Origin of the sequence: Pedobacter roseus (assembly GCF_014395225.1) — a bacterium.
GTDB classification, from domain to species: Bacteria; Bacteroidota; Bacteroidia; order Sphingobacteriales; family Sphingobacteriaceae; genus Pedobacter; species Pedobacter roseus.
In genome coordinates this window covers 2,270,907-2,285,263 of sequence record NZ_CP060723.1, presented here as the reverse complement: position 1 = coordinate 2,285,263, position 14,357 = coordinate 2,270,907, and the positions used below count along the sequence as shown (strand labels likewise).

At 43.3% G+C, this 14,357-nt stretch carries 13 protein-coding genes; all 13 read right to left on the bottom strand.

Going from position 1 to position 14,357, the window contains the following annotated elements:
- Positions 1 to 18: 18 nt before the first annotated feature.
- Positions 19 to 402 (bottom strand): hypothetical protein, encoded by a 384-nt coding sequence (locus H9L23_RS09545; RefSeq protein WP_187594736.1) that lies wholly within the window; start codon positions 400 to 402, stop codon positions 19 to 21.
- Positions 403 to 492: 90 nt separating this feature from the next.
- Entirely contained in the window at positions 493 to 2,409 is a 1,917-nt protein-coding gene (locus H9L23_RS09540) for a polysaccharide biosynthesis protein (protein ID WP_187594735.1), read from the bottom strand.
- On the bottom strand, positions 2,390 to 3,580 hold the full coding sequence (locus H9L23_RS09535) for a DegT/DnrJ/EryC1/StrS family aminotransferase (protein WP_187594734.1): 1,191 nt from the start codon (positions 3,578 to 3,580) through the stop codon (positions 2,390 to 2,392). Before H9L23_RS09535 ends, H9L23_RS09540 begins: the two co-directional genes overlap by 20 nt.
- A 49-nt stretch (positions 3,581 to 3,629) precedes the next feature.
- Positions 3,630 to 4,667 carry a GNAT family N-acetyltransferase gene (locus tag H9L23_RS09530; protein ID WP_187594733.1) on the bottom strand — a complete coding sequence of 346 codons (1,038 nt, stop codon included), beginning with the start codon at positions 4,665 to 4,667 and terminating at the stop codon, positions 3,630 to 3,632.
- A 3-nt stretch (positions 4,668 to 4,670) separates the two neighbouring features.
- Positions 4,671 to 5,306, bottom strand: coding sequence for a GNAT family N-acetyltransferase (locus H9L23_RS09525; RefSeq protein WP_394355244.1), 636 nt, complete (start codon positions 5,304 to 5,306; stop codon positions 4,671 to 4,673).
- 136 nt (positions 5,307 to 5,442) lie between these two features.
- A complete protein-coding gene (locus tag H9L23_RS09520; protein ID WP_246474900.1) occupies positions 5,443 to 6,051 on the bottom strand; it encodes a sugar transferase in 609 nt (202 codons plus the stop codon).
- Between the two features lie 34 nt (positions 6,052 to 6,085).
- Positions 6,086 to 7,258 carry a glycosyltransferase family 4 protein gene (locus H9L23_RS09515; RefSeq protein WP_187594730.1) on the bottom strand — a complete coding sequence of 391 codons (1,173 nt, stop codon included), beginning with the start codon at positions 7,256 to 7,258 and terminating at the stop codon, positions 6,086 to 6,088.
- Entirely contained in the window at positions 7,255 to 8,226 is a 972-nt protein-coding gene (locus H9L23_RS09510; protein WP_187594729.1) for a glycosyltransferase, read from the bottom strand. Before H9L23_RS09510 ends, H9L23_RS09515 begins: the two co-directional genes overlap by 4 nt.
- A gap of 10 nt (positions 8,227 to 8,236) precedes the next feature.
- The gene (locus H9L23_RS09505) at positions 8,237 to 9,379 is read right to left on the bottom strand and encodes a glycosyltransferase family 4 protein (protein ID WP_187594728.1); all 1,143 of its coding nucleotides are present in this window, start codon (positions 9,377 to 9,379) and stop codon (positions 8,237 to 8,239) included.
- 58 nt (positions 9,380 to 9,437) lie between these two features.
- Complete coding sequence (locus H9L23_RS09500; RefSeq protein ID WP_187594727.1) at positions 9,438 to 10,496, bottom strand: glycosyltransferase; 1,059 nt, start codon at positions 10,494 to 10,496, stop codon at positions 9,438 to 9,440.
- The gene (locus tag H9L23_RS09495; protein ID WP_187594726.1) at positions 10,493 to 11,572 is read right to left on the bottom strand and encodes an NAD-dependent epimerase/dehydratase family protein; all 1,080 of its coding nucleotides are present in this window, start codon (positions 11,570 to 11,572) and stop codon (positions 10,493 to 10,495) included. The genes H9L23_RS09500 and H9L23_RS09495 overlap by 4 nt, the downstream gene beginning before the upstream one ends.
- 47 nt (positions 11,573 to 11,619) lie before the next feature.
- Positions 11,620 to 12,507: a glucosamine inositolphosphorylceramide transferase family protein gene (locus tag H9L23_RS09490; RefSeq protein ID WP_187594725.1), complete on the bottom strand. Its 888-nt coding sequence runs from the start codon at positions 12,505 to 12,507 to the stop codon at positions 11,620 to 11,622.
- Positions 12,504 to 14,348 carry an asparagine synthase (glutamine-hydrolyzing) gene (asnB, locus tag H9L23_RS09485; protein ID WP_187594724.1) on the bottom strand — a complete coding sequence of 615 codons (1,845 nt, stop codon included), beginning with the start codon at positions 14,346 to 14,348 and terminating at the stop codon, positions 12,504 to 12,506. The genes H9L23_RS09490 and asnB overlap by 4 nt, the downstream gene beginning before the upstream one ends.
- Between the last annotated feature and the right edge of the window lie 9 nt (positions 14,349 to 14,357).

Genomic DNA, 14,357 nt, shown 5'->3' with positions numbered 1-14,357 from the left:
AAATGCCAAACAATATTTTCAGGGTGGATCTGTACCATCCTTCGCCTGGGTTTCCCGGGCATAATCCATCAGTAGATTATTGTATTTTTCCAATAAAGCAATGTATTTGTTCATCCAAAAACGGACAGAATAATCCTGTTCTGCATTTGTGCTGCCCTTATAACCCATTGAATGATGGGGATTGGCAAAACCGTCTAACGCAAATTCGTCTGGAAAATCCTTTGAAAAATCATGGTCGATGATGTATCCGATCTCACAAATGATTTCGATACTGAGAAAATCCTTTTGAAACCAGTTATAGATTGAACGCCGGTTAACGTGCATCCTTCGCGATATCTCGCTTATATTTACCGATTTGCGGCGCACGGCCATCTCAACGATTGCTCCATAATGTAAACTCATATAGCTGATTTTATCTGGTTCATTTCAATCAAATGATCTATAGACGGTTAGTATTTCAATTGGCTTTCCGGATAGCGAATACCAGGCAGATTAAACTGCCACCGGGCTATCGAGTTTTTCGAAAACGGAATTATTACTTCTGTATTCGGGTATCATCTTTTTAATAAGGCCAATCATATCAATCTCATTGCCACTGCATTTTGCTTTCCATAAATTGTCCAGCAACTCCTCTACTGCTCCTGACAAATAATGTTTCACACGGGCAATTTTAATTTTACGGTGATGGGTGGCCATTGTTGCCTCTTCGTTATTGAGCAGTTCCTCGTACAGCTTTTCTCCGGGACGCAAGCCGGTAAAAACGATATCGATATCCTTTTGCGGCGCGAGGCCTGCAAGTTTGATCATATTAATGGCGAGGTCGACAATTTTTATGGCTTCGCCCATGTCAAAAACAAAAATCTCACCGCCTTTCCCCATCGAGGCTGCTTCCATCACCAGTTCTACTGCTTCGGGGATGGTCATAAAATACCTGGTAATTTCCGGGTGGGTAACAGTAACCGGTCCACCAGCATCTATCTGGGCACGAAACCGGGGAACTACAGAGCCGTTCGAGCCCAGTACGTTGCCAAACCGGGTGGTAATAAAACGTGTACCTGTATGGTTAAAATTTTCGTTTTCATTATTTTGCAGGGTCTGAATGTAAATTTCGGCAAGCCTTTTAGTTGCCCCCATCACATTGGTGGGGTTAACTGCTTTATCGGTCGAAATCATCACAAACTTTTCAACCTCGAAACGTTTGGAGAGCGAAGCGATATTTTTGGTTCCAAAAACATTGGTCATAATGGCTTCTGTTGGATTGTTCTCCATCAACGGAACGTGTTTATAGGCCGCTGCATGAAATACTAGCTCAGGACGATACAGATCGAAAAGCTGATAAGTCCTGAGCCTGTCCTGAATATTTGCCATAAAAATGACCACCCTGCAATCCGGATAACGGTCCATTAGCTCGAGCTGAAGCTCATGTAGCGGTGATTCTGCCTGGTCGCAAAGGATAATCAGCTCTGGTGAATAACCGATGAGCTGCCTTACAATTTCTGAACCAATAGATCCTGCAGCACCGGTAACCAAAACACGCTTTCCGGTAATCTCTGAAAGAATCTTCTCTTTGTTGAGTACAATGGGCTCGCGCTGCAACAGGTCATTAATATTTAGCTCCTTAATCTGGCTATTGGATAACCTCCCACAGGCCCATTGGCTCGGAGGCGGCAAGAGCGATACTTTTATATCTTCACTCATGCACTTGTCTAATATGCTTTTCCGCTCGCCATAATCGAGATCATCGCCACAGATGAGTACCTTTTCGAGCTTAAATTTTTTCTTGAGGTAACTGATCGATGAGGAATGGTAGATTTTTTTCTGCTGGATATACTTCCCAACCTTATCCGGATCGTTGTTAATGTACCCCAAAATATTAAAGTTGTTCTCCCTTTGTGCTTCAAGTGCCTGTTTCAGAATGATGGCCGATCCGGTTCTACTGTAAATTAAAACCGTTTCTACCTTATGCTCTGACGGGATATTCAAATGGTTATAGCCCTGCCTCACATAAACCCGCAACAGTATGAGCAATGAACTAGAGATGAAAAAATTGAAGATCAGCGCAAGATTAAATCCCGTCCACCCTTTTTTGAGATAGGGTGTAACAATGAGTTCTATAAATAGCCAATAACAAATGCCAGATATAAGCGTGGCCATAAAAATCCGGTATACATCATCGAGGTTAGCGTACCTTACAATTCCGGTATGGATACGCATCGCCAGGAATACAGAACTCGTAATAAGCAGGTAGCTAAAAAGATAGATAAAAAAATAACCACGCTGTACAATCGAAAAATTGAACTGCATCACCACAAATAAGGAAAGCGATAAAGACCAGCATACAATGACCTGATCAATCAAAAAAATCAACCATCTCGAGCGGGTTCTGCCCTCAGTTTGTTTCCGTACCATATTCTTCTTGTATAATAGCTCCGCTGTAAATGATGGGTTTTGGCGAGAAATTGCGCTCAAATGCCCCGATAATTCTCGACATATCTTCTTCGTCCATCGCCGATCCTGATGGAAGACAGATCCCATTCTGAAAAAGGCGATCGCTCACACCTGAGCCGAAATAAAGGTATTGCGAAAACAGTGGCTGCAGGTGCATCGGCTTCCAGATGTACCTCACTTCAATATTTTCGGCCTCGAGTGCCTGCCTGAAATTTTCGACCTCAAAATGTTCCGATTCGTTCACAACAAAAGCAGTAAGCCACCTGTTGGAGAAATAATGTTGGTTTGGTTCTTCCTGAAAACTGATTCCGATTGTCCCCGAAAGGCTTTCCCTGTACCTGTTGAATATTGCACGCCTTTGCGAAATCCTCATGGGCAGCATTTCCATCTGTCCCCTGCCAATTCCAGCAGCAATATTGCTCATGCGATAGTTGTAGCCAATTTCGGTATGCTGAAAATAGGCACAGGATTCTTTTGCCTGACAGGACAGAAAACGGGCCTTTGCCACCAATGCAGCACTTTTAGATACCATGGCCCCGCCACCTGAAGTGGTAATGATTTTATTGCCATTAAAAGAAAAGATCCCGATGGCGCCAAAAGTTCCGAGTTTTCTTCCCCTAAATGTTGAGCCCAAAGCCTCGGCAGCGTCTTCCAGAATTGGAATTCCGTACCGTTCGCCTATTTCAACAATCTCTTCTATCAATGCGGGCATGCCATAAAGATGTACCACAATAATGGCTTTTGGCTTTATTCCGGCTTCAAGCCTATTTTTAATGGCCTGTTCCAGAAAAAACGGCGACATGTTCCAGGTTTGAGATTCGCTATCGATAAATACTGGCCTTGCGCCAAGGTATAAAATAGGATTAGCAGAGGCTGAAAAAGTAAGTGATTGACAGATAACCTCATCACCTGCCCCTACACCCAACAGTACCAGCCCCAAATGAATGGCTGCTGTGCCCGAATTTAAGGCCGCCACCTGTGTACCATCGCCAAGGAAGCCCGCGATATCCACCTCAAAGCCATCAACATTTGGCCCTAGAGGTGCTACCCAATTGGTATCGAATGCATTTTTTACATACATGATCTCCTGTCCGCTCATGTGCGGAGGAGAGAGATAGATTCTTTTACTCATAACCTTATCTTATTTAAGTTCTTATTAATGGATACTGGATTTTACCAGGTTACTGTTTTTCCAATGCGCGATAAGCAGGGAAGAAATCATTGTCTTTTGCTTCGTCTGAAGCCATTTTGGCTTTAAGCCGGTCATATTCTGCCTGATTGTTGATGTATCTCCAGGTGCGGAATGAAAGCAAGCGGTCTGAAAAACCTGATTTCCAAAAGAAAAGTGAATCATTTTTACCCCCAACTCCTCCTCCCAAATGAAGGTATCTCATCCCACGGTCTCTACCGATCCTGCTTGCCTCATGTATGAGAAGTTTTGTAGGCGAAAGGTGCAGGAACTCTGTTTTGGTTGCCAGCAAGTGCACCTGAATAATATCGTTGGTGTAAACGAAGAATCCTGCCGCAATGGCAATTCCATCCAGGTACAACATTAAGGGCAGTGATAAAAACTCTTCGGCTCCGATCAGCTCTTTAAAATACTGCAGGTCGAAATGATAATAATTATCGGCCCCTATCCGCTTCATATTCTCGGTATAAATGGAAACAAATGTTTCCAACTCTGCTGCTGTTTCTACCACTTTAACCGAGGGCGAACTTTCGGCAAGGGCATGAATGGAGTTTTTAACAGATTTTCGGTAATGCCTGGTCTGCTGTTCGATGGAGCTTTCGAGATCGATGTAAACGGTAGATCCGTTCTCATACACACCGCCGATATCATCCAAAAGCGCTACCTGATGCAGTAAGGGATGTAACCTGCTAAAGGCACAAACGATTTTTTCCTGCGCCATAAAATCAAGAAATGCTGCTCTAAAGGCCAATAGGAACTCCCTGCTAAGTTCCTCTACATCGAGGTTGGTTATTGGACCAAGGTATCCGTAAGCAGAAGTGAGGTCGAAGCATTCGCTTCCATTTATGGCCCTTTTAATTAGCGGTATGGCTATAAAAGCAGCTTCTTTTTCATAAACGAACAGAAAAGCCTCTCCATTTTTAATGTTATGGTGATAATACCAGGAATGATAGAAATCGTAGTATTTAGCCTTTTGCACATAATCTCTCCATTTATCACCTTCTTCTATTTTAATAATCGTATAGTTCATAGTTTATAATTTTGTTGTAGAGAGCATATCCCTTAATTCGGAAATGCCAAGTGAATAGGTTATGGTTCGATCGATTAACGGGAGCTGGAGCTGTTGCTCAGCAACCAGGCAGATTTTGGAAATGCCCATCTGCCCGTTGAGGTACTTGATTAAAATCTTTGCGTCATCGATGTGTGCTCCGTTTATCCTTGCCCGATCACCGTTAATCACCGTTCCCATTGGATTGTTGTTAGCATAAAGCTGCAGGAAACCGTAAGGGTCGGTAATTGTAGAACAGGTGGTTATAGCCTTCTGAAGTTGATTATCATGCTCTGGCACCTTATTTAAATACCAGTTTTTGCCTGGGCTGGCTTCCATTTTCCAATGCTGATAAATGGCCATGGCCCTTTGGTTGCTGTAAAAGGTTTCGAGCTTTAGGGAGCTGAATTCATCATTACCGTACTTTTCTAATAGTAATCCGAGAATGCCCGAAAGTAGCGTTGCAGCCAGGTTACCACCCCTAAAATGCTCCAAAACAACAATCTGGTTGAGAAAAATATCCCGCTCTTTACGGGTTAATATGGCAAACGCCAGCATCTGCTCTCCTAATGGATCAATTAACTGGTATATCCAGAAATTATCCTCATCCAGCGAGGCCATTCTCAGGTATTTAGCGTAACTAGGGTCGTGATAGATAAAAAAACCAGAAACCTGAGTATGATAAGTGTTCCGTAACAGTAGTGCAATGTGATCGATAGCTATACGTTCGTTAGCGTGAAGGCGTTTGAGCCGATAACTACCGGACAACATCTGCCTGCCTTTCCTCGTTAAGATCAGCAATCAAATAGGTCTCATCTACAACCACATCACGGGAAAGTATAATATTGATAACTGTTTTATAAATGATAAGCACATCAAGCTTAAAAGACACATTTTCTACATAAAATACATCCATACGTAGGCGCTCGTCCCAATTTGCATTGTTACGACCATTAACCTGGGCCCATCCTGAAATACCCGGGCGTACACTGTGGCGTTTTTTTTCTATTGGCCGGTAATAATCCAGGTACCTCATAAAGAGTGGTCGGGGACCAATCAGGCTCATCTGTCCACAGATCACATTAATCAGCTGTGGAAGTTCATCAAGCGATGATTTTCGCAGAAAACGGCCAAAGGCTGTTAGCCTAACCTGATCGGATGCCAGTTCACCATCCGGTGCCTTCACCGAGTTCATCGTCCTAAATTTAAAAAGCATAAATGGCCCTTCGTTTTTACCTGCCCGCTCTTGCATAAAGATGGGCTGGCCTCCTGTGGTGAAGAGTAAAACCAGAAGGATAATCAGCATTACCGGCGATACCAGGATAAATATGGTTAAGGCCAATAAAATATCCAGTAGCCTTTTCATTTTTGAATTGTACATGGTTTTAGGAGCGTAGCTGTTAATTTTTGTTGTTATATTTCTGAATCTGAAGTTGGTATTCTGAAAATATCTGCCCGATCAGCAGATCGCTTTCATATCGGCTTTGGATAATTGCCCTGCTGGCAGTAGCCATGTTTAACCTTTCGGTTGGTGTGGCATGAAGCCTTGCCATGGCCTGTTCTAAATGGGGAATGTTTTTAACCGGAACGATCAGCCCGTTTAAACCCTCATTAATAATTTCGTTGCAACCGTTAATGTTACTTACAATACAGGGAACCCCCATTGCGCCTGCCTGCATAATTACATTGGGGAAACCCTCGCGGTAACTCGGAAATACAAACACATCGCTGATGGCCAAATATTTCCGGATATCGGTTTGAAAATCCAGCCACCTGATTCCCTCATGTTCATTAATGAGCTTATGAATGGCAGCTGGCAGCGGATCGAGTTCGTTTTCGAAAGGACCAACCAATAATAAGATCATCCGTGGGTTTTGCTTATAGAGGTTGCAGAAAGCACTCACCAGTTCTGATATGCCCTTATCGCCAACCATCCTGCCAATGAAACAATAAACAAATGCGTCATCTTTTAATCTCAGGGCAGTTCTGGTTTCAGTTTTTGCAGCAATAATTCCTGGTAAATCCGGGTTAAACACTGCGGTATCAATCCCCCCAGTGCTGCCCCTTCCAATTACTTTGATTTTTTTTCCTGTGCAATACCTTCGGTCTATCATCAGGCGCATCATATTTGGCGAATTGGCATATATGTGGGTGGCGCAGGCCGAAGTAAGTATTTCAGTGATGCCCATTGTCCATTTGAGTAAGCCTTTTTTTTCGAGAACAGGTAAACCTGCTACTGTATGGAGCCTGATGGGTACCCCCACCAGTTTTGCGGCAATCATACCAAGCAGGCCCGCTTTGGGGGTGTGGGTATGTACTATACTGGGGCGTTCGGCAAGCATTACCCTGCAGAGTTTAAAAATGCCGACAAGATCCTGTAGCGGTGTTACCCTACGGGTCATGTTTACGGCCTTAATCCTTACGGGTGCCTCCTTTCCTACCTGTTGCAGGGCATCGCCAGCCGAGGAAACGGCCAGTACATCAAAATACTGACTCATAAACACAAGCTGTTTTTTGAGCAGCACCAATAAGGAAATTGGCACAGTGGTAATCCTCATCAGTTTGTGTTTCATTGCTTGCGTAGCTTAGCGGTGATAAACCTGGGCATCAAATACAGTACGCCCAATTTTAAAAGATAGAAGGTGTTCTGCTTCAACTCATTTTCCCTGAAAGCCCTGAACAAGTAGCGATAAGGAATGGTCCAATTGCGGGCATGATTGAAATAAGCGATATTGGCCAGGGTTTTCCAATAGATGGATTTATAATTTTCTACGCTTGTTTGAGGTTTTTTTTCGGCAATAATACCTGCAATTTCTTCCAGTTTTGAAGTAATTTCGGTATCGCTTGAGTGGTGGACATACATCATGTGTTTCACCTCGTTAAAAGAGGCTTGTGCATTGTATTTTTTTACGGTTTGTAATGGCAGTACCCGGTAATGGTAGAGCGGCCTGGCAATGGTATGTACCTTTGCTCCCCTCGAGAGGAACCTGAGCCATAGTTCGCCATCCTGCGAATAATAGAACCTTTCGTCATAAAGCCCAACATTGATCAGGGAAGATTTTTTTATGAAAGTGCTGCCATGGGTAAATATGGCGCGTCTTTCCAGCAGGTCTGTCCACGGGTCGGTGATGGCAGAATAACTATTGTTCTCGCAAACGATATCGCCATTAATATCAATTACATAACAATCACTGCCAATCAGGTCGGTTTCGGGATGGGCCTCGGCATAAGCCGCTTGAATGGAAAAACGCTCAGGAGCAGACCTGTCGTCGGCATCGTGACGGGCAATGTACTCGCCTTTTGAAAACAGGATTGCCTTGTTCAACGATTTTGGAAGGCCAATATTTTTTTCATTGGAAATAAGGATAATGCGACTGTCGAGATTGGCATACTGCCTGATAATATCAGCACTGCTATCTGTAGAGCCATCATCAACAATAATTAGTTCGAAGGCTTTATGGTTTTGGCTGAGAATGGAATCAATGGCTTCACTGAGGTACTCCTCCGCATTGTAAACCGACATAATAACGGAAATCAACATAGTATTTAATTTAGTTTTGGATCAACATTTTATTTTCTGGCAGCGGAGAATCTGCTAATAATGGTTTATAAAATTCTGCCTCCTGCAACATGTTCTGTTGCATGTTGCAGGAAGCGATAATCCATTCTCTTGCATTTTCACCTATTTTTTGGGCTTTCAACGGATTGGACAACAAGCGGTTTACCGCGCTGGCCAATACATTTACATGCTGGCCGATTAACAGGCCCGTGTAATCCTGACTAATGCATTCGGCTATGCCCGGCACATTGGTACCGATACAGGGAAGCCCGCACGACATGGCCTCTAACAGGCTTTTTGGATTACCTTCGTACTCAGATATAAGGATGTACATCCGGGCAAGGTTATAGTATTGGGGAAGCGCTTTGTTATCTACTCTTTTGATCCATTTAATGTTGTCTTTTGTATGGGTTATTGCTTCTATTTCACCAGACAGTGAACCATCGCCAATGACCAATACGCTACAACTCGTTTTCTTCAGAAAATCAGTAAGTAATCTGATATTTTTCACCTTTTCCAACCTTCCCACAAAAAGTACATCTACTTGTTTTGGCGTATTATCAGGCTTAAAAAGTTCAAGATCTATAGAATTATGAATGGTTGTTATTTTATTCGGATCAATGTGATATTCCTCTTTAATAAAACGTTCGGCACTTTTTGAGGTAACCAAAATCCGGTCGCAATAAGAAAAAGCGATTTTTTCCATGAAGCGCCATAAACGTCCCCTTGGTTTTAAATGGCTATGGTAATAGCCCATCCTGATGACCAGTTGAATATTGAAAAGCACTTTGATTAAAAGTCCAAATGCACTGGCAGCATACTGGTTTGTTTTGGCAATTTTTATTCTTTTAAAACTGCGGAAGAAGAGCACCGGCGAAACCAGGTGATACAACAAATTCTGTACTGAAAATGGAATTCCTTTTGGAATCCAGCCGGGCATTTCGAGCACGCTTGCCCCTTCAATACCTGTTAAAAAGCTTTTTTCGTTTCTGCCGTAACTGTAAACAATGAGCCGAAGCCCGGTTGCAGCGCATATTTTTTGGTAAATATCAAGTTCCCTTGAGAGCAATCCCGTTTTGTCCCACTGCGCAAGGCTCATATTCGGGGTCATGATGAGCAGAAGTGAATCTTTCATTTTTTATTTGTTTGGCAATCTGTTGATTGGGAATACTAACCGGGAGATCAGTATTTAATTAATTTGAAGGCAGTCCGGAGAACACGTTATGGATAAAGGCGCCGGGGTTACGTTCTGCCAGAAAGGCGTCCATCGCCGAACGTTCAGGATTTTTATTCAACATGGCCTCCTGCAACCCTGCATAAAGTTCATTTACCGATCCGGGATTTACCTTGATGATACCTGGAATATCTTCAATACCTCCAGCGCAGCGTGTGCTTACTACCGAATCGTTTACGGCCATCATTTGCAGCAATACATTTGGAAAACCCTCCATAATGGATGGGATAACACATACCCGTGCCGATTTGAAATAAGGATATGGATTTTCCTGGTAACCGATCAACATCACGTTTTTGTCTATCCCCAGTTCTTTAATCAATAAATTGAGTTCGGCATGTAGCGGTCCGGCACCCAAAATAACCAGGCGTAAATCGGGATGTTGTACCAATAACCGCGAAAACGCTTTAATCAACAGATCGAAGCCTTTTATAGCAATGAGCCGACCCGCAGCGCATATATATTGGCCCACAACCGGCGAACTTTCAATTGCTGCCATCACCAGGGCTTTATCAAGGTTTAAAGGATTGGGAACAACCCTAACCACATTTTCGCCAAGGTATGTTGCGTTGGCCAACAGTTGACTGGCCATTGCATTGCTCTGGCAGATTACCCGATCCAATGCCGGATAGCCTAATCTATAAAGCAACAGATAAAGCCGTTTTTTTAAGCCGTTGTATCTTTCAAATATTGAAGTAGATTCTCTCACAATGAGTACGCCTTTCAAATAACCTACACGCCCCATTATCCCGATTACCGCATTGAGGTAAGCATGCGAACTAACAAGTGTGAAATTACGATAACGATAGAGGGCAAACGGAAGCCTGATGAAACCCATTAACAGGCTGCTTTTACTCAGGTATTGTGCCTTTTCGGGGTCTATTTCTGAAAGTTTACTGGATTTCGCGCTCAGTAAAAAGAGCATCTGCGCATTCGTTTGTGCAGCAATCAATCTGAGGCACTGTTCAGCCCCTCCCATCTGGTCGGAGAGCGAAAGTACCAGTATGTTGGTTTTCATTGGCTCAAAGGCTCATCTAAAACGCTTAACTCTTGCGGAGCTTTCTGTTTGGCGTAATAAACCGAATACCAATCCACAAAATGTTTCACCCCGGTGGCTACATCTACGTGTGGCTGGTAACGGAAATCATTTCTCATTTCATCTATATCCGACCAGGTTTCGGCAATATCGCCAGCCTGCATCGGCATCAATTCGCGCATTGCTTTTACGCCCAATTGCTTTTCAATTTCGGTAATAAATTCTTCTAAGGGAATCGATTTTCCTCTTCCAATATTATAAACATGATAAGGAATGGCTGTTTTCCCTGTGCTAGCAATACCTCTGGCTGCCTTTTCAATTACTTTAACTATTCCATCAACAATATCGTCTACATAAGTGAAATCTCGTTTCATATTACCCTGATTAAATACCTGAAGTGGTTTTTGTTCGGAAATGGCTTTGGTAAAGAGAAACATGGCCATATCTGGTCTTCCCCAAGGACCGTAAACGGTAAAGAACCTCAAACCCGTTGTTGGCAGACCAAAAACGTGGCTATACGAATGTGCCATCAGCTCGTTACATTTTTTGGTTGCGGCATACAGCGAAGCGGGCTGATCGGTATTTTCTCCAGTACTAAAAGGCAATGTGGTTCCTAGGCCATAAACACTCGATGAACTGGCGTAAACCAGGTGGCGCACGGCCGATTTTCTGCTGGCCTCCAAAATGTTAAAAAAGCCCTGTATGTTGGAATCGATATAACGCTGAGGTTGGGCAATGCTGTACCTTACCCCTGCCTGAGCCGCTAAATGGCACACCAGATCGAAGCCGCTGTTTTCGAAAAGCGAAAAAATTGCAGGCTGATCAACAAGGTCCATTTTATAGAATTTTAGATTTGGGTATTTTAAATTTGAAGAAAATGGAATTGAGCTTATATCTGCACGGCTAATGCCGAGTTCGCTCAAACGGTCGTATTTGAGCCCAACATCATAATAGTCGTTGATATTGTCGATACCGGTAACTTCGTAGCCCAGTTGCAGCAATTCTCGGGTAAGGTGGAAACCGATAAAACCGGCACACCCTGTTACTAAAATTTTCATATCTATTGGTTTTGGTTTTTGGATGATTGATTTTTAAAGGAGGGTGCTTACAGGCTGTTCATGATCTTTTTGATCACTTTGTTGAAAACCACCGTGGGTGAAAAATACCTCCGCTTGCCGTCAAAAACGATGGTATCCGCCAAAAGGCTAATGTTGTGCAATCCTTTATCGTATGGTGCTTTTGGCTTTACTTCAAACAGATCTTCACTTTCAAACTGATCCGGACTGAGCGCTGTAATCTGATTGATCATGACCGAGCCCCCATAGGTAATTTCCATGTTTTGAGTAGGTCGGTAAAGCTTGTTGCCCACCACAAAAAGATTGCCTGCACTTCTAAAATTTTTATTGTCGGTGGCAATCGGATTTTTTTGATGAGGAACAAACTCATCTTCCAATGTGGCCGCATGATAGATGTAGAATACATTTGGCATGCCGCTTACACTGGTGAATAACCAAAACCGCCCCTCATGGAATACAATGGAACTGTCTACAAACCGCTTTCCTTTAACCAGCAGCCTAAGTTTCGTCAGTTTATTCATTTGCTGTGGATTTACCTGATATAAGGCTACTTCTTCTGCGGTAGCTGTTTCGGGTATACAGTAAATGGTTTCCTTATCGGTAAAAATATAGGGGTAAGAAAGGTGGATATCATAAGGTTCAAAACCTTTTACCCTTTTTTTGGTCGAAAAATCGAAGCCGCTGATTACGTTTATCTTTCCCCTGCCCAGAATCGTTTTTAACTCTTCATAGTAGATATATACCTTCGATTGATGTAAAATGGCGAAAGGATCGGCAGAATAGTCGGCATTCACTTCGTTAAGCCAGGTAACCTTTTCGCTCAGTCCCTTTTGTTCGATAAAACACTCTGCAGACTGGCTTACATAACCAATATTCCATTTGTCAGAGTAAAAGAGCTTATTTAAGTATTTTCTCATTCTTGGTTAACTAAAATCTTTTTATGCGTTAGTTTGTTGCTATCGAGCCACCTTTTAAGCATCAGTACCGACCAGATCTGGCTGCTGTAGTTATGCTTGCCAGCCAGGTGCAGATCGATCATTTTTTTAACTTTTGTAGGCACAAGCCCCGGAATATCACTAAGGGAAGAAAGGCTCAGGTGATCGAGTACATATTCTTTAAGCTCGTTTTGGAGCCACGATTTTATGGGCAGTGTAAAACCTGCTTTGGGTCTTTTAAAAAAATCTTCTGGCAGCCTGTCGAACAGCAGGTCTTTTATGATGCGCTTTTTACCAAACCTACCGCCCATTTTATAGTGTACAGGTAATTGGTTGGCAAACTCCATCACCCTGTAATCCATTAGCGGGGCACGTGCCTCTAAAGCATAAGCCATTGTTGCCCGATCTACTTTGGTATTGATGTCGTCGCAGAGATAGGTTTTGATATCATAATTGGATAAGCGCTGCATTAATGGTTGTTGATCCTGCTCCAGCAGCCAGCGGTGAGGCTGATCTGTTTGATAATGCTTTTCGCTCAGCCAGGATGTATCCATCCCGGTACACAGCCCTTCGTAAAGTGAAGCCAGATCCTTTTGAACCAGGCCGGCACCAATTAAGCGGTGGCGATAATTTGGAGAAAGTTTTGCCAGCGAAAACAATGTGCTACGCATGCTTAAAGGGAGCTGATAGGCCCAGCCGGCTTTTTTCATCCAGTCGTAACGGCCATACCCCAAGAAACCTTCGTCTCCGCCATCTCCACTAAGTGCTACTGTTACATGTTTTTTAGTGTGTTTTGCCAATAACATTAGCGGTATCGCGCTTGGATCTGCAAAGGGTTCATCAAAAAAACACCCGTAATTTTGAAGCATGTCCAATCCGTCAGAATGCAAACAGGTAATGGTTTGGTGCTCAGTTCCTAAGTAATGGGCAATCTTTTCTGCATGTATGCTTTCATCAAGGTTTTTATCTTCAAAACGGATACAAAATGTCTTGGTTAGTGCATTTTCTTTTGCGGCTAAACTGGCCACCAGGGAGGAATCGATTCCACCGGAAAGGAAAATACCCAGCGGTACATCAGCGTGAAGGCGGATCCGAACGGCGTCCTGTATCAGCAATCCCAGCTCCTCCTTTGCCTCCGCATAACTTTTAGAATAGATACCAGTTGATTGCTGATCCATATCCCAATATTTTCTTTCGACCAGAATGCCCTTATGCAGGTTGTAAGTAAAACAATGGCCAGCTTTCAGTTTTTCTATGCCTTTGAAGATGCAGTACTGATCGGGAATGTAACTCCAGTGGAGGTAAGCGCTTACGGCATCAGGATTTATGCTTAGTTCTTTATCCATGCTGATTTGGGAAGGTTGACTGGCAAATTCAAAGCCCTCACCCTTGTAATAGTAAAGCGGTTTTTTGCCTAACCTATCCCTCGCACCAAAGAGCAACCCTTTGCGCATATCGTGTATTACAAAAGCAAACATCCCATTAAAATGATCAACGCAGTTTGCACCATACTCCATGTAGGCCGCACAGATTACTTCGGTATCGCAGGTGGTATGGAAATGATGTCCTAAATCGATCAGCGTTTTGCGCAGTTCGCGATAATTGTATATTTCACCATTGAAAACAATTTTGAGGTAGCCATACGAAAATGGCTGATTGGAACGTGGATCAATATCGATAATGGCCAGCCGGTTATGCCCCAGCACTACGCCTTCGCTCCGCTCGAAACCAGAGACATCGGGACCTCTGAACCTGGCCCTGGCCAGTTTGGCCAATACCGTTTCATCTCCAACAGGCATGGTAGTTCCATATATTCCGCACATAGTTTATTC